The 19,303-nt window shown below is 43.4% G+C and carries 16 protein-coding genes; 15 read left to right on the top strand and 1 reads right to left on the bottom strand.

Annotation, left to right across the window (positions count from 1 at the left end):
* Nucleotide 1: 1 nt before the first annotated feature.
* The 13 genes from ACWAU0_RS21790 (at nt 2) to ACWAU0_RS21730 (ending at nt 15,771) form a co-directional block, all read left to right on the top strand.
* The gene (locus tag ACWAU0_RS21790) at nt 2–610 is read left to right on the top strand and encodes a hypothetical protein (RefSeq protein ID WP_458137931.1); all 609 of its coding nucleotides are present in this window, start codon (nt 2–4) and stop codon (nt 608–610) included.
* Nucleotides 610–1,659, top strand: coding sequence for an aminoglycoside phosphotransferase family protein (locus tag ACWAU0_RS21785; protein WP_458137930.1), 1,050 nt, complete (start codon nt 610–612; stop codon nt 1,657–1,659). The genes ACWAU0_RS21790 and ACWAU0_RS21785 overlap by 1 nt, the downstream gene beginning before the upstream one ends.
* Nucleotides 1,646–2,317, top strand: a complete 672-nt coding sequence (locus ACWAU0_RS21780) for a class I SAM-dependent methyltransferase (protein WP_458137929.1) — start codon at nt 1,646–1,648, stop codon at nt 2,315–2,317. Before ACWAU0_RS21785 ends, ACWAU0_RS21780 begins: the two co-directional genes overlap by 14 nt.
* Before the next feature lie 7 nt (nt 2,318–2,324).
* A complete protein-coding gene (locus tag ACWAU0_RS21775) occupies nt 2,325–3,380 on the top strand; it encodes a zinc-binding dehydrogenase (RefSeq protein ID WP_458137928.1) in 1,056 nt (351 codons plus the stop codon).
* 9 nt (nt 3,381–3,389) lie between these two features.
* Nucleotides 3,390–5,495 (top strand): acyltransferase family protein, encoded by a 2,106-nt coding sequence (locus tag ACWAU0_RS21770; RefSeq protein WP_458137927.1) that lies wholly within the window; start codon nt 3,390–3,392, stop codon nt 5,493–5,495.
* Nucleotides 5,482–6,243 (top strand): SDR family oxidoreductase, encoded by a 762-nt coding sequence (locus ACWAU0_RS21765; RefSeq protein ID WP_458137926.1) that lies wholly within the window; start codon nt 5,482–5,484, stop codon nt 6,241–6,243. The genes ACWAU0_RS21770 and ACWAU0_RS21765 overlap by 14 nt, the downstream gene beginning before the upstream one ends.
* 16 nt (nt 6,244–6,259) lie before the next feature.
* Complete coding sequence (locus ACWAU0_RS21760; protein WP_458137925.1) at nt 6,260–7,525, top strand: methyltransferase domain-containing protein; 1,266 nt, start codon at nt 6,260–6,262, stop codon at nt 7,523–7,525.
* 4 nt (nt 7,526–7,529) lie between these two features.
* Entirely contained in the window at nt 7,530–8,735 is a 1,206-nt protein-coding gene (locus tag ACWAU0_RS21755) for a methyltransferase domain-containing protein (RefSeq protein ID WP_458137924.1), read from the top strand.
* Between the two features lie 5 nt (nt 8,736–8,740).
* On the top strand, nt 8,741–9,265 hold the full coding sequence (locus tag ACWAU0_RS21750; protein WP_458137923.1) for a WbuC family cupin fold metalloprotein: 525 nt from the start codon (nt 8,741–8,743) through the stop codon (nt 9,263–9,265).
* A gap of 3 nt (nt 9,266–9,268) precedes the next feature.
* Complete coding sequence (locus ACWAU0_RS21745; RefSeq protein WP_458137922.1) at nt 9,269–11,131, top strand: TIGR04372 family glycosyltransferase; 1,863 nt, start codon at nt 9,269–9,271, stop codon at nt 11,129–11,131.
* A gap of 152 nt (nt 11,132–11,283) precedes the next feature.
* A complete protein-coding gene (locus ACWAU0_RS21740) occupies nt 11,284–12,291 on the top strand; it encodes a class I SAM-dependent methyltransferase (protein WP_458137921.1) in 1,008 nt (335 codons plus the stop codon).
* Nucleotides 12,292–13,310: 1,019 nt separating this feature from the next.
* Nucleotides 13,311–14,564, top strand: coding sequence for a TIGR04372 family glycosyltransferase (locus ACWAU0_RS21735; RefSeq protein ID WP_458137920.1), 1,254 nt, complete (start codon nt 13,311–13,313; stop codon nt 14,562–14,564).
* Nucleotides 14,565–14,727: 163 nt separating this feature from the next.
* Nucleotides 14,728–15,771 carry an acyltransferase family protein gene (locus ACWAU0_RS21730; protein ID WP_458137919.1) on the top strand — a complete coding sequence of 348 codons (1,044 nt, stop codon included), beginning with the start codon at nt 14,728–14,730 and terminating at the stop codon, nt 15,769–15,771.
* A 54-nt stretch (nt 15,772–15,825) separates the two neighbouring features.
* Here ACWAU0_RS21730 and lhgD read toward each other — a convergent pair whose 3' ends face one another.
* Nucleotides 15,826–17,034 (bottom strand): L-2-hydroxyglutarate dehydrogenase, encoded by a 1,209-nt coding sequence (lhgD, locus tag ACWAU0_RS21725; RefSeq protein ID WP_458137918.1) that lies wholly within the window; start codon nt 17,032–17,034, stop codon nt 15,826–15,828.
* A 92-nt stretch (nt 17,035–17,126) separates the two neighbouring features.
* Between lhgD and ACWAU0_RS21720 the strand changes: the two genes are divergently transcribed.
* Nucleotides 17,127–18,605, top strand: a complete 1,479-nt coding sequence (locus ACWAU0_RS21720) for a PfkB family carbohydrate kinase (RefSeq protein WP_458137917.1) — start codon at nt 17,127–17,129, stop codon at nt 18,603–18,605.
* A complete protein-coding gene (locus ACWAU0_RS21715) occupies nt 18,602–19,294 on the top strand; it encodes a nucleotidyltransferase family protein (RefSeq protein WP_458137916.1) in 693 nt (230 codons plus the stop codon). Before ACWAU0_RS21720 ends, ACWAU0_RS21715 begins: the two co-directional genes overlap by 4 nt.
* The last annotated feature ends 9 nt before the right edge of the window (nt 19,295–19,303 follow it).

Here is a 19,303-nt window from a genome sequence, read left to right as displayed (position 1 = left end):
CATGCGTATCGGCCTGGATTTTGACAATACTATCGTCAGCTACGACGAACTGTTTCATAAAGTAGCCAGAGAACAAAATTTGGTGCCGCCAGAGACACCGGTAAACAAATTGGCGGTGCGAGACCACTTGCGCGCGGTAGGTCAGGAAGATCGGTGGACGGAAATGCAGGGCTATGTCTACGGTGCCCGCATGGATGAAGCTGCGGTTTATCCGGGAGTCATCGAGTTCATGCGTCTAGCCAGTGGAGCAGGTCATGCCCTGGCGATAGTCAGCCACAAGACCCGCCATCCGTTTCTGGGGCCGCAATACGATCTTCACGCCTCGGCTCGCGGCTGGATCGAGCGGCATTTGCTGGCGGATGGCGAGCCATTGATTCCTGCGTCGCAGATCTACTTTGAACTGACCAAGCAGGAAAAAATCGCGCGCATAGCCGACACGCAATGCGATATTTTTGTCGACGATTTACCGGAAATTCTGATGGCGGAAGGATTTCCGCTCACGGCCGAACGCTGGCTTTTCGATCCTGAATGCCACCATGCGCAGTCGAGTCTCAAAGAACTGAAGCACTTTAGCTCCTGGGCCGCTATTGCCGAGTGTCTCGTCGCTTGATGAATCAGACAGTTAACGCCAATTTTCCTATCGAGGCGCTGCTGGGGCAGGCTGGTATCTCCACGAAGATATTATCCGTAGAGCCGGCTAACGCCGGCGGCAATAACCGCATCTATCGTTTGGAAACCGGCGCGGGAAAGTTCGCGGTCAAACAATATTTTCGCAGCGACAAAGACCAGCGCGACCGCCTGAAGGCGGAATATCTGTTTTTACAGTATGCCGATACATACGCTTCAGACTTTGTGCCGCGCGTTTATGCCTGTGATCACGACGCGGGCGTTGCGCTATATGCCTATGTCGACGGCAGGCATATTGCGTCCGATGAACTAGTCTGGCGGCATGTTGAGCAGGCGGCGGATTTTTTTTGCGCGCTAAACCAGCCAGATGCCAGAACAAACGCCCTGAATTTGCCGCATGCGTCCGAGGCTTGCTTTTCTATCGCTGAGCATCTCGGTTTGATAGAAAAGAGAATCGGCCGGTTGCGCGAAGCGTTACCGGCAGTGCCGGATGAGGATGGTGAGGCCGGCAAGTTTCTCGCGGAACTGCAGGAATATTGGGATTTTCTGGCTGATTCGGTAAGTCGAGGAGCCCGTCAGTTTGGCCAGTTGGAGCAAGCGCTCGATAGTCAGCATTGCTGTGTGTCGCCATCCGATTTTGGCTTTCATAACGCTTTGCTGCAAACGGACGGCAAAATCAAATTCATTGATTTTGAATATGCCGGCATCGACGACCCGGCGAAAATGGTCGGCGATTTTTTTGCCCAACTGGCGGTACCCGTGGCGAGCGAGTTTTACGACGCCTTCGTTCGGCAATGCCTGAGTGTCTTTCCGGAATCGGCAACGCTTACAGCTCGCGCCGAATTATTACGGCCCGTTTACAAAATCAAATGGTGTTGTATCGCGATGAACGTGTTCTTGCCGGAGCATATGGCACGCAGAAAATTCGCCGACTCCTTGCTTGACGAACGCGATCTCAGAAAAAGCCAGCTGAAAAAGGCTAGACAAATTCTCAAAACACTCCAAAAGGAAGCGATACATGGCATACATTGACTTTATGTCTGCGGTTCATAAAAGTACGACGCGGGATTATCTGGCAAGGGTAAACGAACCCGAGTACCCCAAGGCCAAAGCCGCCGCACTGGCGAAAAAATGGGACTTTGATTATTGGGATGGCGACCGCAGGATTTGCTACGGCGGCTACAAATATATGCCAGGCCGTTGGGCACTAGTGGCGCAAGCCATGATCGATCATTACGGCATTAAACCCGGCGACAAGATTTTGGATGTGGGTTGCGGTAAGGGTTTTCAGCTTTACGAAATCAGCTTGCTGGTGCCCGGGGTGGAAATATACGGCATCGACATTTCCCCTTATGCCATTGAAAACGCCAAGGAAGAAATCAAAGACCGCTTACAAGTGGCTAATGCCAATGACTTACCGTTTCCGGACGATTATTTCGATTTGGTGTTTTCGATTACCACGCTGCATAACCTGCATAATTACGACCTGGATAAAGCGCTACGGGAAATGGAGCGGGTCGGCAAGAAAAATAAATATCTCTGCGTCGAGTCGTATCGCAATGAAGAGGAAAAAGCCAATCTGCTTTATTGGCAGGTAACCTGCGAAGCTTTTTGCACTCCGGAAGAATGGGAGTGGTGGTTTAAACAAACCGGTTACACCGGCGACCATTCTTTAATTTATTTCGAGTGACATAAGCATGGCAATTCCAAAAACAATGAAAGCGGCCATTCTGGTCGAGCAGCGCCAGCCTTTGGTAATTGATGAGGTAGAGTTACCGCAAACGCTGGAAGTGGGTCAAGTATTGGTCAAAGTGCACTACAGCGGTATCTGCGGTTCGCAGATCGGCGAAATCGATGGAGCGAAAGGCGAAGATAAATTTTTACCGCACTTATTAGGCCATGAAGCGTCTGGAACCGTTGTTGAAATCGGACCGGGTGTTAAACACGTCAAACCAGACGATGTGGTGGTTTTGCATTGGCGTAAGGGGCTGGGCATAGAAGGTGCACCACCGGTTTATAGCTGGCGCGGGAATAAACTCAACGCCGGTTGGATTGCGACCTTTAACGAGTATGCAATTGTCGCGGAAAACCGCGTTACCGCTATTCCTGCCGATAGCGACCTGGAAGTGGCGGCTTTGTTTGGCTGCGCGGTGACTACCGGCTTTGGTGTGGTGGAAAACAATGCTCGGGTACGGATCGGCGAAGCGGTCGTGGTTTTTGGCGCTGGCGGAGTTGGTTTGAATATTGTTCAGGCAGCAGCCTTAGTGGGAGCATATCCGGTCATTGCGGTAGACCTTTACGATAATCGTTTGGCGCTGGCTCAGGATATGGGCGCCACCCATTTGATCAATTCCAATACACAAGACGCCAAAGCAGCGATAGAAGCAATTGTCGGTGCGCAAGGGGTTGATGTGTTTATCGACAACACCGGTCAACCGGCCATTATCGAATTGGGGTACCAAATCACCAAGCCGCAAGGCAGAGTGACCTTGGTCGGTGTGCCGCGCAAAGGCAACAATATCAATATTTACTCGTTGCCCTTGCATTTTGGTAAGGTGCTTTCCGGCTCTCATGGTGGCGAGTCTGTGCCAAATCTTGATATTCCTCGTTATCTAGGCGCATTTGGTGCTGGGAAAATAAAGTTGAACAACTTGATTACCGATGTTCTTTCATTAGAGGATATTAACAAAGCAATTGATAGTATGCGCTCTGGTCAGCTAAGCGGGCGTTGCATGATAAAGATGTTTGAGTAGTCATTGGTAATGAGCGAACAGCAAGAAGAGTTGCGTGAAGAGTTGACGCATCCAAAATATCGAGCCGACATTGATGGATTAAGAGCGGTGGCGGTAATATCGGTATTGATATACCACGCCTATCCAGATGTGTTGCGCAGTGGTTTTATCGGTGTCGATATATTCTTCGTAATCTCTGGGTTTTTAATATCGACCATCATTTTCAAAAGTCTGTTAGTTGGAGAATTTAGTTTTCGAGATTTCTATGCTCGTCGTATTCGTCGAATTTTTCCAGCGCTGATAACCGTTTTATTGAGTGCCTTTTTGGCGGGCTGGTTTATTTTCTACCCCGATGAGTATCGGCAATTAGGCAAACACATTTACGGAGGGGCTGGTTTTATCTCCAACTTCATACTGTGGGGTGAAAGTGGCTATTTTGATGCGGTAGCGGAATCGAAGCCGTTGCTGCATCTTTGGTCCTTAGGTATAGAAGAGCAGTATTACATCTTTTTCCCGTTTCTCGTGTGGTGTGCATGCAAGCGTCAACTTAACTTCCTGACGTTCACGATCTTAGTCGGCCTGATCTCGTTTGGCTTGAATCTCCATTTTGTATACAAGGACGCCGTATTTAATTTTTATCAACCGCAAACCCGAGTTTGGGAATTGATGGTAGGGTCAGTTTTGTCCCTAATAATGATTGATACCCTGGGTTGGGGCAGCAGATTTGATGGATGGTTAGATCGTTTGGGTAAGCGGGTTATCTATCAACCTGAAGCGGCTATAGCCAAGGGGCAGGCGGCGGCAAATGTCAAAGCCTTTGTGGGCTTGAGTTTACTGGTGGTGGGGTTGGTTCTGATCAACAACCAAATGCACTTTCCGGGTAAATGGGCCATATTTCCGACGGTTGGGGCAGCGCTGTTAATTTGGGCGGGTCCAAAGGCCGTAGTAAACCGAGTTTTACTAGCGAATAAATTTATGGTTTGGGTGGGAAAGCTTAGTTACCCACTGTATTTATGGCATTGGGTAATTTTGGTTTACCTAAGAATATTGGCAAACGAGACCCCGTCAGCCTGGGTGCGAGGCGGCGGACTGGTTGGAGCGCTTGCACTTGCGTGGTTGACGTACACGTTTATAGAAAAGCCATTGCGCTTTGGTGGCGATAGTCGGAAGAAAACGCGGTGGTTAGTGATAGCAATGGTTGCAATGGCGGGACTCGGAATCGCTGCTTATAAATCGCATGGGTTTAGAAAGTTTCGTGAAACTGGAAACCGCTTGGACTTGATTGAAAAATTTGAGGCAATAAAAGCAAGCGGGCCAAAAGAGCTTACTGATCTCAAGGGGTACGTGTGTTTTCAACTCCCGCCACACAAGAATTTTGATTTTTATTCACAAAATAACTGTATTCCTCCCAATCAAGTTGGAACTGGAAAGAAAACTATTTTATTGATCGGAGATTCCCATTCTGCGTCTTTGTCATTAGGACTCAGAGCGTGGTCAGAGTCACAAGGCTTTAATTATTATCAAATAAGTTCGGGATCGTGTTCACTATTTAGTGATGATATTTCTGATCCAGCATGTCAGGAATACAGTCGCAAATCGTTTGAAGCGATAAGCTTGATTCGGCCAAATGTTTTAGTTGTCGATTCATTCTGGTCACATGTGGAAAAAGACTTTTTTAAAAACTATGGTAAGTGGCCGAGCTTTCTTCAATATCTTTCCGAAAGGTTTTCTAATATATCAACCTTGGGTGCAAATAAGGTCATTTTAATTGGAGAGGTTCCAAATTGGACCAATAACTTACCTGATGTGTTAGTTAAAGATTATGTGAGTGAAGGTAAGCCTATTCCAGAAAAAACCTTTAGTAAGATCAATCCTGCATCTCTTGAAATGGACAGACAGATGCGGAATTTGGTTTACCCTAAGCAGTTTGTTTATCTGTCATTACGCGATCTATTTTGTGATAGCGACGGTTGTATGACCCGCTTATCTGAACAATCTGATTGGGAAAAAGACATAGTATTTTGGGATTATGGGCATTTGACAGCGACTGCTGCAAGATGGGTCGTCGATAATTTATTGGGGGCGGCAATTATTAAAGCTTTAGATGACAGCGAGAACGGAAATGAGTCGAAGTGAGCCGGTTAATCAAAGCGAACAAATAGCCAATGTTGTGATTGTCGGTGGAAGCTCAGGCCTGGGGAAAGAGCTTGCGCTTATGTACATCAAATTAGGTCATCAAGTTGTTATTTTGTCGAGGAATTGTCCTGGTTTTATCGAGGATTATGAGAATATGATTCATATCAGTGTTGATCTTCTAACATGTACCCCTAATGTCGCCAATATATTAGTATCTAAAGTTTTTGAAAAGATTGGGAAAATTAATTACTTAATATTCTGTCAACGATATCGAGGGGAAGATAAAACCTTAATCAATGAATTGTCTGTGTCGTTGACCGCCACAGAAGTTCTTATCGATGAGTTTTTACCTATTTTTTCTGACGATAGTGATAAATCGGTTGCGGTAGTGAGCTCAGTGTATGGCGATTATGTAGGCTCATCGCAACCCATAGATTATCATGTGGTAAAAGCTGGCTTAAATGCTCTCGTCCGATATTACGCCGTTAAATTGGGAGCACAGGGTATCCGCATTAATGCGATTTCTCCCCTAACATATCTAAAAGAAGAGTCTAAGCAGTTCTATTTGTCAGATGAAAAAAAAATGGCTAAGTATGAAAAACTGGTACCTTTGCAGCGTATGGGTACAGCCGCTGAATGCGCTAGCGTAGTATATTTTTTGTGTAGCAGATTATCTTCGTTTGTAAATGGTCAAAATATTTACGTAGATGGCGGAGTTTCTGTTATCTGGCCAGAAGAATTGGTTTAACAAAAGGATAAATTTAATGAATTATTTGAAACGCCGTGAAACCTGTCGCTTGTGCGATTCCGAATCTTTAGAATTAGCAATCCCCATGAAGCCTTCCCCCATCGGGGATGCTTTTGTTGCAGATAAGAATATTAACCAGGAATTATACCCACTAGACGTATATATATGTAATGACTGCGGTCATTTACAAAACCTAGATGTCGTTGATCCTAAATTGCTATTTGGCAGTTACACTTATAAAACATCCCATTCGCTAGGACTTGTTGAACATTTTAAAAAATATGCTGTTCATGTCGTGAATAAGCTGGGGCTGACCGAACCAAGGCTAATATTGGAAATTGGTAGCAATGACGGTTCGCTTTTAAAAGAGTTTAAAGGATTGGGTCACAGGGTACAGGGGGTTGATGCTTCCGATGCTGTATCCGAATATGCCAATCAACAAGGAATACCGACTATAGCTGATTTTTTTAGTCTGGAATTATCCAAGGACATTCTCAACGAACTTGGCAAAGCTACTCTTGTATGTGCAAACAATGTATATGCTCACGCCGATAATCTTAGAGATATTACTGCTGGCATACGTAATATATTGTCTGACGACGGCGTATTTGTATTTGAAGTTTCATATTTACCAGATATGATCCATAACATGGTTTTCGATACGATATATCACGAACATGTTTCATACCACACAATTAACCCCTTAGAGCGTTTTTTTAATTCTTTGGATTTGAGTTTTTTTGACGCGGAACTGGTTTCAACTAAAGGAGGATCGATACGGGGATTTGTGCAAGTGAAAAGCTCCGGTAGGCGCGAACAATCAGAGTTCCTTAAAGAACTCATGGCGAATGAGCTTAATCAGGGATTTGCCAGAATCGATGTATATAAGGATTATGGCAACCGGATTGTTGCCTGCAAAGATGCAACAAATAGGCTGTTACGAGAAATAAGCCCTGATATGACAGGAATTTCCGGTTTTGGCGCATCGACAACAACAACAACGCTGCTTTATAACTTTGAACTGGAGACAGTTCTTGAAAGGATTTATGACGATAATTCCATCAAGCATAGTCTTTATAGTCCTGGTGCCCATATCAAGGTTTATTCATCGGATGAGATAGTTAATCATCTGCCTAAAGCAATCGTAATTCTCGCTTGGGTTTATTCCTTACCTATTATTAAGAAGAATCTAGCTTACTTGGAGGCTGGCGGGAAATTTATTATTCCTTTACCGGAGCCAAAAGTGGTGGATTACTCCATAGCTAAGAGTTTGCTGGGTTAATAGTGTGTCAAGAAGGGAAATACTTTGCACAACTTGCATTTCAGCAGATATTGAAGAGATAGTCTCCTTTGGGATTCAGCCATTATCCACTGGGTTTTTTCATGGTATATCTGGCAAACCAATTACCATAAGTCATGAGCTAAGCTTGGGGTTTTGTCGAAGTTGTTCAACAATTCAGCTGGTTAAACGCTTTCCGATTCGGGTGTTAGCGAGAAAAAATCCAAAGATAGCATTTAGAGAGCCTCAAAAACATTTACCGGATTTAGTCGAAATAATAAAAAAACTGCCAGGTATTAGTCTGGATTCGGGAATACTCGGTTTATCCTATATAGATAGAGATCTCTTGAATCTCATAGGTGCCATTGGATATAAGAATATTCATTATGTTGACCTAAGTCGTTGGAAGTTTTGGAACGAACATGTAGGTCTTGAAGTATTGCAAAGTATATTGTCTTCGCAAAAATGGTTGCAGCGTATTAGTCTGAGCCTAGGTAAGATAGATTTAGTGTCTGCCAGATTTATTCTGGAGCATGCGGAGTCCGCAATTGGTTTCTTAAAGTCACTAGGTAGTATAGTTCGGCCGGGTGGTTATATTCTGCTGGAAGTTCCAAATTGCCAGAAGATATTAAATTTAGAAAATCATGCTTTGATTTGGGAGGATCACTTTACATATTTTACACCAGATACCCTTTCAGATTTAGTCGGTAGATTGGGTTGGCAAGTCGTTAACTTTGTCGAGTATAGTTATGACTATGAAAATGCACTCGTGGCCATTGTTAAAGTTCCAGAGTTCGAAGCACTGCCAACTTCTAACGAAACAAAAAAAATGCCTCACCAACTTCAACTCAGTCTTCAAAAATTCAATTCCGGATATGAGAAAAAAAAATCTGTTCTGAGGCAGCAATTTACGTTGCTAAAAATGAATGGCGAAAAGCTGGCGGTATTTGGGGCGGGTCATCACGCAGCAAAATTTTTAAATTTCTACGATATACATGATTTATTTGAGTTTGTGGTAGATGATAATCCTATTAAGGACGGAATGTATATGCCTGGCTCGGCTCTGAGAATACGAAAGGCGAGTGCGTTAGAAGAGTCAGGGATATCAATTTGCGTGTCGATGCTAGGTCCTGAGGTTGAAGCTAAAGTTCGTTTTTCTATGCCAAGTTTTTTTAAGAACGGCGGTCAGTTTATTTCTGCATTTAATATTTAGTATATATGAATAGTGAAAGTTTCTTGTTTAAGTCTAGTGACGTGCTTGTTTGTAATGATGAAATTGTTTCTATAGATTATTCAGTTTTAACCCTTCTAAACCAAATGGCTGTTTCTAGCCCCAAGAATCGGGCTAGAGTCTGCGCACACAAGGATAATACAGCATTGATTCAGGAGATGATAATCCAGATTAATCATGGGTCTTATATTTGCCCACACAGGCATGATAACAAGTGCGAATCTTTTCACCTTATCGAGGGGAAGGCGGACATCGTTGTGTTCAAAGACAGCGGAGAGATTCATAAGGTTATTCAGTTTGACCGAGATCATTCTTTTTATTACCGGTTAGATAGCAATTTATTCCACACAATAGTAGTGCGTTCTGAGGTTTTGATATTTCATGAGGTGACTAACGGTCCATTTGTGCAGAATGCCACTGAGTTCGCCAAATTTGCGCCTGCGGAAGGTGATCAAATGGTTGATGACTACAAATTATTGCTTGATGTAAAAATTCGCAACTGGTTGGGATAGAAAATGATAAGAAGATTTTTAGCGATTAATAAAAATACTTTAACTAAGCCTATAAAACGGCTGGTTTTTTATATGCTTTTAAAACTGGCTGAGACTGACCCGGTTGGCGATAGCTTTAAGTTAAATATCGATAATTTATTTCGGAATGCGGCGTTGCCTGTGCTTCGTCTTACAGGTAAGCTATTTTTTGTGCGCAAAAAATATCAGAGCCTATTGTTAGGTATTATGCATTTTGCCGAGGGTCAAGAACAACAATGTATTGATAATTTTAAAGCATCTGCATTACTAGGGTTGTCTGGGGTTGATATTGTGTTAAATCACCTCGCGCGCGTTCAGTTCTCAAAACATAACTATATTTTTACTCATGAGTTATTAGGTTTGGCGCATGCCCTTGAGCCTAAAAATGCGGATGCATCTTACAATTTGGCTCTGACCAATTTGATATTCGGCGATATAGACGTCGCGGTCGAGTTGATAATGAACGCAATTAAGTTGGATGTGAAATATGCGATGCCTCATCAAAATCTAGCTGCTCGATATGACAGAGAAGGGTGGAAGCCAACAGCATTAGATCTCACTGGAATAAATGATTTGCATCTATACGATGCTTGTCATTACTTGGGACAACTGTTAGTAAATCATGGTAATTCCAAAAAGGGACTGGAAATATTTGGGATCGCAATGGCTGCTCAGGATCGCTTATCCAAAGAAATAAAGCTACCGATAGATTTAGTTGATAAATTAAAAGAAATTCAGCAATTTGATCCAGATAAGCCAATTAGAATAATGCCTTATGAATGGGTAACTCAAATTGGCCACATAGGAATGATAGATGCGTTGTTAAAAATGCAGCGTTTAGGTATTAGGCCTGATTGCAATTGGATACTCTTGGCGCCGAGAAGTAAAGTTGCCAATTATGATTTTTTAAAGTGCTTTGATAGATATTTAGTAATTATTGAAGATATAGATTTTATCAACGCGCTGTTTCCTTATCAGCGTATTTGTGGTGAGCAGTTTAACTGCTACATAAATGAGCAAGGTCAATCAATTGACTGGTCAGATGCGGCAGCTAGAGCATTTATCGAGTGGGATCAACGCGAACTGGGTCCATTGATTTCCGCTGATCCGCTTGTTGTAAAACGTGGACGAGATAAACTACATGCATTAGGCGTCCCACAAAACACCTGGTTTGCTGTTTTGCACGTACGCAGCAGTGGGTTCTACGGCGAGGGTTTTGGATTTATTCAAAGTCATAGAAATTCGCCATTAAATAGTTACATTCCCGCAATTCAGCGAATTCATAAGGAAGGAGGATGGGTTATTAGGATCGGGGATCCTTCCATGCCTAAGCTTGAGAGTATGCCGATGACTATTGATTTGGCTCACAGTCCATATCGCTCTAGGGAGTTTGATGTATATTTGTGGTCTCATGCTAGGTTTTTCTTAGGTACCACATCAGGGCCAACAAATGCAGTTATCTCTTTTAATACTCCGACACTCTTAGTCAATTGCGTTTCAAATTATGCACAGTCGTGGAACAATCGAGTTTTGTTTGTATTAAAGCCGTTTTGGTCAAAGCATGAGGGTCGGTTGTTAAAAATGCGCGAAGCCTTTACACCTGAGATGCGATCAAAAATGTTTAACATTGATTCCATGAATGCTGGCGGGTTTTATCCGGTATCTAATTCTGCGGAGGATATATTAGATGCAACAGAAGAAGTTCTAGACTTTCTTAACAGAGATGGCCTGCCAAAGATGAGGGATAGCGATTTATTGGCGGGCGCAGGTTGTGAACCCTGGCTATGGGGGAATGCTCACCCCTGCGCCACATATTTCAAGAAAAATAAAGCTAATTTAATTGATTAGATTGTTGCTTAAGTGTTATACGGAATTGTTATTTAAATATGTTGGTTTTTCTTGGGCTTCTGAACAACAATAAGTCTGTTATTGTGCGCTAGTTATTCAGTTTTAATTGAATTGTTTTGAAGTTAAATGTTTGGTTTTCTTGGGGGTAGACGATGGGGATGAACATTGAGTGCATGTTATATTTACAATCAAAAAATATTCTTTCAAAAGACAAGAATAAAGTTTTGGATATTGGTCCACAAAATGTCTACAACTGCACAGTCGATCAAATTAAAGAGTTCGTCCTTAATCAAGGTGGAGACGTTTCGTCAAGCCATTTTAATGATGAAGCGGTCAGGTTAGAATATTTTTCTACTCCTCGACCTGATGAGCGTACCACTTTGTTTTCTGAGATCACTGATCTTACTAATATTGAATATAAAGCTTTTGACGTGTGTCCCGCATTCAAAACCCAATTGTTGGATTTGAATTTTGATCCGTTGCCTGCTGAAGATTATGAGCGTTTTGATGTTGTATTGAATTTTGGCACTACTGAACATGTATTTAATCAGTGGAATAGCTTTTCAATTATGCATGACGCGCTTAAGGTTGGAGGCGTGCTTTATTGTGTATTGCCTGCTAGCGGCTATTTGGATCATGGCTATTATTGCTATACGCCGCTATTCTTTCGTGATTTAGCGAATGCCAATGGGTATGAAATACTGGATATGTTTTTTGCCCAAGCAGGTGAAAACAGTCTTAAAGGTATTCAAGCGGATATCCGCAAGGAATCAATGTTTCAATCGAGTAATTCCGCTAATCTTGCTCCGCAAGACGATAGGGTGCCTTGTTTTAACATTCATGTGGTTGTCAAAAAATCGAGAAGTGGGGTTTTCAAATGCGGGTTAGAGGTTGCAACTGCTCATTCCTCAGCCAGCGAAGCTATGATTGCTCGATACGACAATCCAGAGCTTATATCCGCTCGTGCTCCTGATTTAACCGGTTTAGCTGCGATCTGTCGGAGATTGGAAGAGGAGAAGGAAGCCCGTATCGTAGAGAGGGATCGATTTCATACGGAACGTGATGAGATTGAGAGAAAGTTAATGCAAGTATACACATCCAATTCTTGGCGTATAACGGCACCTCTCAGGTTTTTGGCTTCATTTTTGAGGTCTAGTTAGAAAGCAGGCTACCTTTCGACAAGGTATGAGGCAAAGGAAATGCCGCCGGAATAACCGGAAACACAAAGGCATCATAAGTTTGCGCTATTGCATGAGCGAATTGAATCAAAATAGGAGCAGTTATTAGCAAGGGCATTGGCTTCAAAGCCATATATTGCACACTGTGAAGGGATTGTCGATGGGTATTGCTGCGACGACCTATGATTACTGTATTGAAGGATATGTCTTGGAATTCATGTGTTTCTGCTGACGGATTGGCCCGAGCAATCGCTCAACGACGCTGATTAAGGTGAGGTGATACCTGCTGATTTGTTTCCTAAAAAAGCTATTTTTATTTGATGGTTTTGAAGGATTACCACTCCGTAATTATATTTATGCGCCGTCTCTCTTCACGTGTAAATAAGGGGCTTGCGGCCTAACTAAGATGAATTGTTTAACGCCATTGTTCGAATGAGGAACGGCTGCAGAAGGGCCATTGTTATTTTTCGGTCACTTGTAGTCCTAATAGATGTTCACCTGAACATGTTGAGCGTCGTGCATGGCGCGATTTAATAGAACGATTTAAGATTTCCTATTCAGACGACAGGTCTTATAGTCTACTGGCAAGGCGTTTTGTATTTCATTCATATTCAACGTTAACTTACGCTGAAAATATTGCTTGCTGATCGTGTTTTAGCGACTAAGGGTCAGTAGTGCTTTTCTCGTATTGGTCTCACAATCTCAACAGGTAGTTGAGTATTGACTGTTTTAATAGGATTTTCGAATTCATCAAAACAGGTAAGACTCATTCTAGGGGCTATTCACGCTGTTTACTATAGTTTGATTTTCTATGAATAATATCTTTAGTCAAGTTGTTGATATGAGTTTAAGTTCGCTTTTGAGTTTGCCCTCTTGAATCGCTGTTAGAGAATATAGTATTTTTGGAAATGGCCTATTCAAAAAAATGAAATAATCAAAAATACTGTTAAGTCGTGCGTAGTAATTTGTCAGCCTTTTTAGGTAATTAAGTTGTATATTTAATGATTAATTATAATAAAGTCTATTTTTATATTCTATTTAAAGAAATTTTAAAAAGGTATAAAAAATATGGGGCTATATGGGTAATTCGGGGTATAACAAAAAGAATTTTGTGTGAGATCGCTTGGTTTATTATGCTACCGATTTCGGCATTTGGACATTTACTAGGCTACCGAAGGCTGGTAATTCGAATAGAGCATATTGGTCATTTGTCAGTTCAGCCTGATACTTTGCTTAAAGAATTTAAACTTGGGCTAATCAAGAAAAGAAAATGGTTTATCACTGCTGCTGATAATAGAGTCGCGAATCAACACCTACTGAGTTATTGGTCGGCTTATTTTCCGATTATAAGAAAGGTATGGAAGTGTTATTTGCTCGATGCTTTGACTAGGCGTTATTTTATGCGAGATGATCTTTCAAAGTATGACTCAACTTTTTTCGGTGCGCAGCCGGTATATCGAATTAATAATCTTTGGGGGAAACGCTCAGCGATTTTAACATTGTCAAACAACGATATTTCATGGGGTAGAGACGCCTTCGCTAGGTTGGGTATCCCTGAAGACAAGTGGTATGTTTGCATCCATGTTAGGGAGGGAGGCTTTATTCCCAATAACGAAGCCATTCAAAGCCATCGAAATTCAAATATCGAAAAAGTTATTCCTGCTATAAACGAAATTGTAAAACGAGGTGGGATTTGTGTGCGAATGGGCGACGATACCATGAAGCCGCTGCCAGAAATGGAAGGGGTTATAGATTATGCGCACCACCCCTTTAAATCCGAGCGTATGGATGTTGTACTTTGTGCGCAAGCCAAGTTTTTTCTTGGTTGTACTTCAGGGCTAGCTTTTTTATCAATGATTTTCGGAGTGCCTTGTGCGCATGCTAATATGATTCCAGTGGCAACCCTTGGTATTCGGTATTGTGATCTAAGTATCCCTAAATTGGTTTGGAGTGAACAAATGAACCGCTATTTGAGGTTTGATGAATTGCTCGGCTGTCCAGAGGGGAATTTCTTTTTTACACACCAATACACCGATGCCGGTCTGATCGTTGAGGAAAATTCATCCGAAGATATTCTCGAACTTGTCAATGAAATGTTTCAGCGACTGGGAGGGGGGGAAATGCTTTCTGAGGATGAGAAAGCACTATTATCAAACTATTTGTCGCTATTGACGCCTAATGATTATTCACATTTGGCTGTTTCTTCAATTGGCATAGGTTTTTTAAAGAAACATTCCGGATTATCTCCACAGTAATCAAAACTTTTATACATGTTTTAGTATATTGATTGGCCCTAAATCGTAAACAACGTCAATCAAAATCGGATTATTATGCCCGCTGATGCTTAGCATTTATATTTTTGCTTAGGGCCCGCTTGGGAAGTGCGAGACGATTTCAAAATTCAAGATACCTTTTATAATGAAAATATTAAATCGTGTTTCGCCTGACGTATGGGCAACCTTATCATATATTAGGTTTGTATTGGCTGTTTGGGTTTTGTTCGCGCACACTGCGAATTTTGGTCCAGTGGAAAGAGCGATGCCAGTGCCTTCTAGCAATGCGTTGGTAGCTGTCTACTGCTTCTTAGTAATATCTGGCTTCAGTATTCATCACTCTATATTACAGCGACCGGGTAACTATGCTTCCCGTCGGTTTTGGCGAATAGCACCTACTCATATTGCATCTCTTACTATAGCCTTGTTAGCCTATCTGGTTTCTGGTCCTATCTTATTCGATGGTAAAGGTAATCCATTTCCAGTTCCGACTGTCTCCGGCTGGCTAGCAGCAGCGTTCCTTCTTCAAGCGTTTGTGCCAGTAGCTAGATTAGCAGTACTCTTTCCGGCCTGGTCTCTTTCGCTTGAGTGCGTCTATTACGTTTTAGCCCCATTACTGATACGACTGCGTGTTCGATGGACTTTATGCTTCATTTTGGGGTCAATAGTTTTTTGTATATTGCGACCAAAAATTTCAAATTTATATATTGGCTCCGATACTTTTGGTATTTCGGTAATTGCGCTTTTATGGGCTTGGCTTTCAGGCTGGATTGTTTATACAAACGTCAACCGTGTTTGGTGGTTAATGTTAACGGGCTGTACGGGTTCAGTTGCCATAGTGGTCGACCCGTTGCTAAATGGGTGGTTTAATCACGTTATATGGTGGACAACATTATTGGTTTGTCTTTTTGCCAAGGGTAATTTTCTAAATGCATTTGCAAGAAAATTAGGAAACTACCTTGGCGACTTGAGTTATCCCCTGTATTTGACTCACTATCCGGTACTTTTTTTGAGTTATAACTGGATTTTAAAAAACCATTTCTCCCTAAACTTTGGAATAACACAGGTATTAATCGCCCTAAGCGCTTCATGCTTAATTTATCATTTTGTCGATTATCCCCTAAGAAAGAGAGCTGCAATCAGTCGTATTGAACTTACCTCTGTATCACCTGAAGTTTACCGGAGTTAAAAAATAGAGGATAACGTCTTTGGATTGTATTGCATGATCGCGGGCGAAGTATGTTCATGATGCTGTATCTACAACATAATCTGCAAACGGAAATGAGCTGGTAAAAGCAGGCGATACTGCATTAAGTACATGGATAGTGTTGTGATGAGTATGCACCATAAAATCCATTTCAAGTTGTCTAGTTTCCGTGTTTAGCAATTGTGCTCTAATACCGACCTTGCTGCTAGGGATCAAGTGGTGGGTTTGTAACTTGGGGATCAATACTTTTGCCGCCGCTGCAAAGCGAGACTTGAGGAATCTTCCTGCTTCTTCATGAGCGTAATTTCTAAATCCCTGTTGGTTTTTCCAGTATTGAATGGCTAGGTTTCCGCAAATTCTGGCGGCTTCTGCGGGTTCCAGGCCTTCAAGGCCTAAGTAGTTTTCTCTGCCGAGCGCGGGAATAGCGGTAGGTCCAAAATAGATTTCGCCGCTGATTTTTTTCACGCTATGTACGCCTAGAAATGGCACATTCAAGTCCGGTACCGGGTAAACCAAACCATTCAAATGAATTCCAGATTGTGGATCCAGCGAGAAATACATGCCTTTAAAAGGGAGCAGAGTGTACTGCTTGGCCGTGTCGAACAGATGGGCGATTCTGTCGGCATGCTGGCCGGCGGCATTTAATAGAGTGCTGTAACTGACTTTATTCCCTGATTGGGTGGTAAAGCAATTTTGTTCAGGCTGTGCGCTTTCAAGCCCTTCGCCGTAGTGGAAAGTTACGCCTTCCAATTCTAATAGTTGGTTAAGTTTTCGCAATACCTGCATTGGGTCGACGACGGCAGTGTTCGGCGAGTGCAATGCACGGTCACTGGCACTGGCTGCTTCGGGTTCAATTTCTTTCAATTGTCGGCGGTCGATTATATTAACTGTTGCGCCATTGTGTTTGCCTCTTGAGTACAACAATTCGACCTGCGCGTCTTGTTCCGGCCGGGTTGGCACGATAACTTTCCCCATGCGGCTAAGTGGGAGGTCATGCTCTTCGCAGAATTCAGCGAGTTGTTTTGATCCTGCGGCGCAAAATTTCGCTTTAAGCGATGTCTCGGGGTAATAAATGCCTGAATGCAGCACGCCACTGTTTCTGCCGCTGCCATGGATACCCGGAGAAGTTTCTTTTTCAAAGACACCGATTTTTGCGCCGGGATGTCTAGTCAACAGGCTGCGGGCGATCGCTAAACCGGTTATGCCGGCGCCGATGACTGCATAGTCGTACTGGTAGTTGTTCATTTGAAGTGCATTTCGATTAATTAAACAGTAATATTAACCGTTTTAAGGTGGCTGACAAACTTGATTTGTAGGCTTTTGGAGTTGTTTATCTAATGCAAAAATGTTTGGAAATAATTGCCCGGATTCGGGAAACAGCGGGACGTGGGCGCAAAATTGTATTTGTTTCTGGCAACTTCAATGTGGTCCATCCAGGACATTTGCGGTTATTAAATTTCGCAGCGGAGTGTGGTGACGTTCTCGTGGTTGGAGTGGCCAGGGATAATACGATTGGGGCGTTGGTCCCTGAAAACCTTCGTCTGGAGGGTGTGCAGGCTATCGGTGTGGTGAATTTTGCCGTCTTGTTGCCGTGCTCTGTTGAAGAGTTTATTTCCCTCCTGAAACCGGATATGGTGGTTAAGGGCAAGGAACATGAGGAACATTTTAATCCTGAATTGGCCGCAGTTGAGAGCTACGGCGGAAAGTTGCTTTTTACTGCCGGTGAGGCGAGGTTTTCATCGTTTGATCTGTTACGTCGCGAACTCAGTGAAGTCAACCTGGGGTCTATCCGCAAGCCACCTAGCTACCGGAAGCGGCACCATATAGAGCACAATGACTTAATTGAAATGATTGGCCGATTCGCTGAGCTCAAGGTGATCGTGATTGGTGATCTGATTGTCGATGAATACATTACTTGCGATCCGCTGGGTATGTCTCAGGAGGACCCAACCATCGTGGTTACGCCGATTATGCGCGATATATTTGTCGGTGGTGCCGGTATCGTCGCCGCTCATGCGCGGGGTTTGGGGGCCAAAGCGTATTATTTTGGGGTTTCCGGCGATGATGAAACAGCCAGCTTTGCCGAAGCCAGACTGGCTAGTCAAGGTGTCGACGTTTGTCTAATTCGTGATGCGAATCGGCCAACCACGCTAAAACAACGCTTTAGAGCACGCGACAAAACGTTGTTGCGGGTTAGTCACCTGCGTCAACACGCGATTGATCATGAGATTGCAGAAGAGCTGTTCTCAAAAATCAAGTCGGCAATTGAACAAGCGGACTTGTTGATTTTCTCCGATTTTAACTACGGTTGTCTGCCGCAGGGATTGGTCGATGCCATCAGTTCTTATTGTGTCAAATGTGATGTACCGATGGTTGCGGATAGTCAGGCGTCCTCACAAATGGGTGATGTGTCCCGGTTTACCGGTATGCATTTAATAACCCCCACAGAGCATGAGGCGCGTATCGCCGCGCAAGATAAAGAATCGGGATTGGTAGTGCTTTCCGAAAAGCTGCTGCGTAAAGCCAAGGCCGGTCATGTGTTTATTACCCTGGGATCGGAAGGCATGCTGGTGCATACCCCTGAGATTAATAGTGTCGGCTTGATTACCGATCAATTGCCTGCTTTTAACGAAGCGCCAAAAGACGTGTCCGGTGCGGGAGACTGTTTATTGACATGTGCTTCAATGGCATTGGTATGCGGCGCGACCATTTGGGAGAGCGCTTATCTCGGTTCAATAGCGGCTGCTTGTCAGGTCAGCAGGATGGGAAATTTACCCTTGTCTGCTCAAGATATTATTCAGGAGTTGAAGATTTGAAGGCTTTGTTGCTTGCTGCTGGTTTTGGTACTCGCTTGCGTCCCATTACCGACACTATACCGAAATGTCTGGTACCGATTCACGGCAAGCCACTGTTGGGGTATTGGCTGGATCTATTGTTGCCTGCAGTCATTGAGAGAGCACTGATCAATACTCACTATCTGCCGGATGTGGTTCGAGAGTATGTTTCCAAATCGTCTTGGCGAGAGAAAGTCGATCTAGTTCATGAAGACCGCTTATTGGGCACCGGAGGCACAGTACTGGTCAATCGCGACTATTTTGGGCGCGAGTCTTTTTTTGTAGCGCATGCCGATAATTTGACCCGATTTGATCCCAACGCGTTTATTCAGGCACATGCTAACCGCAGGCAGGGAACGCTGATCACCATGATGACTTTTGACACTGATGTTCCTCAAAGTTGCGGTATCGTCGAGTTGGACGGGGACGGTCTAGTTGTTGCGTTTCATGAGAAAAAACCTAATCCGCCTGGGCGTAGGGCAAGTGCTGCTGTCTATTTGTTCGAGCCGGAAGTTGTTGATTTTATGCTTAGCCTAGGTACAGAAGAGTTCGATATAAGTATGCACGTAATACCGTATTTCCTCGGAAAAATTCAAACCTTTCACAATGCCGATTACCATCGGGACATTGGTTCCCCCGAAAGTTTGCGATTAGCTGAAATAGAATTCTGAGCAGTTGGG

The sequence above is a fragment of the Methylomonas sp. Uni0009 genome, assembly GCF_054188105.3.
This window is presented reverse-complemented; position numbering and strand designations above follow the sequence as displayed.

Bases quoted from the DNA above. Each gene is read 5' to 3' on its own strand.
- ACWAU0_RS21790 (WP_458137931.1), top strand. From the start codon at position 2: ATGCGTATCGGCCTGGATTTTGACAATACTATCGTCAGCTACGACGAA.
- ACWAU0_RS21785 (WP_458137930.1), top strand. From the start codon at position 610: ATGAATCAGACAGTTAACGCCAATTTTCCTATCGAGGCGCTGCTGGGG.
- ACWAU0_RS21780 (WP_458137929.1), top strand. From the start codon at position 1,646: ATGGCATACATTGACTTTATGTCTGCGGTTCATAAAAGTACGACGCGG.
- ACWAU0_RS21775 (WP_458137928.1), top strand. From the start codon at position 2,325: ATGGCAATTCCAAAAACAATGAAAGCGGCCATTCTGGTCGAGCAGCGC.
- ACWAU0_RS21770 (WP_458137927.1), top strand. From the start codon at position 3,390: ATGAGCGAACAGCAAGAAGAGTTGCGTGAAGAGTTGACGCATCCAAAA.
- ACWAU0_RS21765 (WP_458137926.1), top strand. From the start codon at position 5,482: ATGAGTCGAAGTGAGCCGGTTAATCAAAGCGAACAAATAGCCAATGTT.
- ACWAU0_RS21760 (WP_458137925.1), top strand. From the start codon at position 6,260: ATGAATTATTTGAAACGCCGTGAAACCTGTCGCTTGTGCGATTCCGAA.
- ACWAU0_RS21750 (WP_458137923.1), top strand. From the start codon at position 8,741: ATGAATAGTGAAAGTTTCTTGTTTAAGTCTAGTGACGTGCTTGTTTGT.
- ACWAU0_RS21745 (WP_458137922.1), top strand. From the start codon at position 9,269: ATGATAAGAAGATTTTTAGCGATTAATAAAAATACTTTAACTAAGCCT.
- ACWAU0_RS21740 (WP_458137921.1), top strand. From the start codon at position 11,284: ATGGGGATGAACATTGAGTGCATGTTATATTTACAATCAAAAAATATT.
- ACWAU0_RS21735 (WP_458137920.1), top strand. From the start codon at position 13,311: ATGATTAATTATAATAAAGTCTATTTTTATATTCTATTTAAAGAAATT.
- ACWAU0_RS21730 (WP_458137919.1), top strand. From the start codon at position 14,728: ATGAAAATATTAAATCGTGTTTCGCCTGACGTATGGGCAACCTTATCA.
- lhgD (WP_458137918.1), bottom strand. From the start codon at position 17,034: ATGAACAACTACCAGTACGACTATGCAGTCATCGGCGCCGGCATAACC.
- ACWAU0_RS21720 (WP_458137917.1), top strand. From the start codon at position 17,127: ATGCAAAAATGTTTGGAAATAATTGCCCGGATTCGGGAAACAGCGGGA.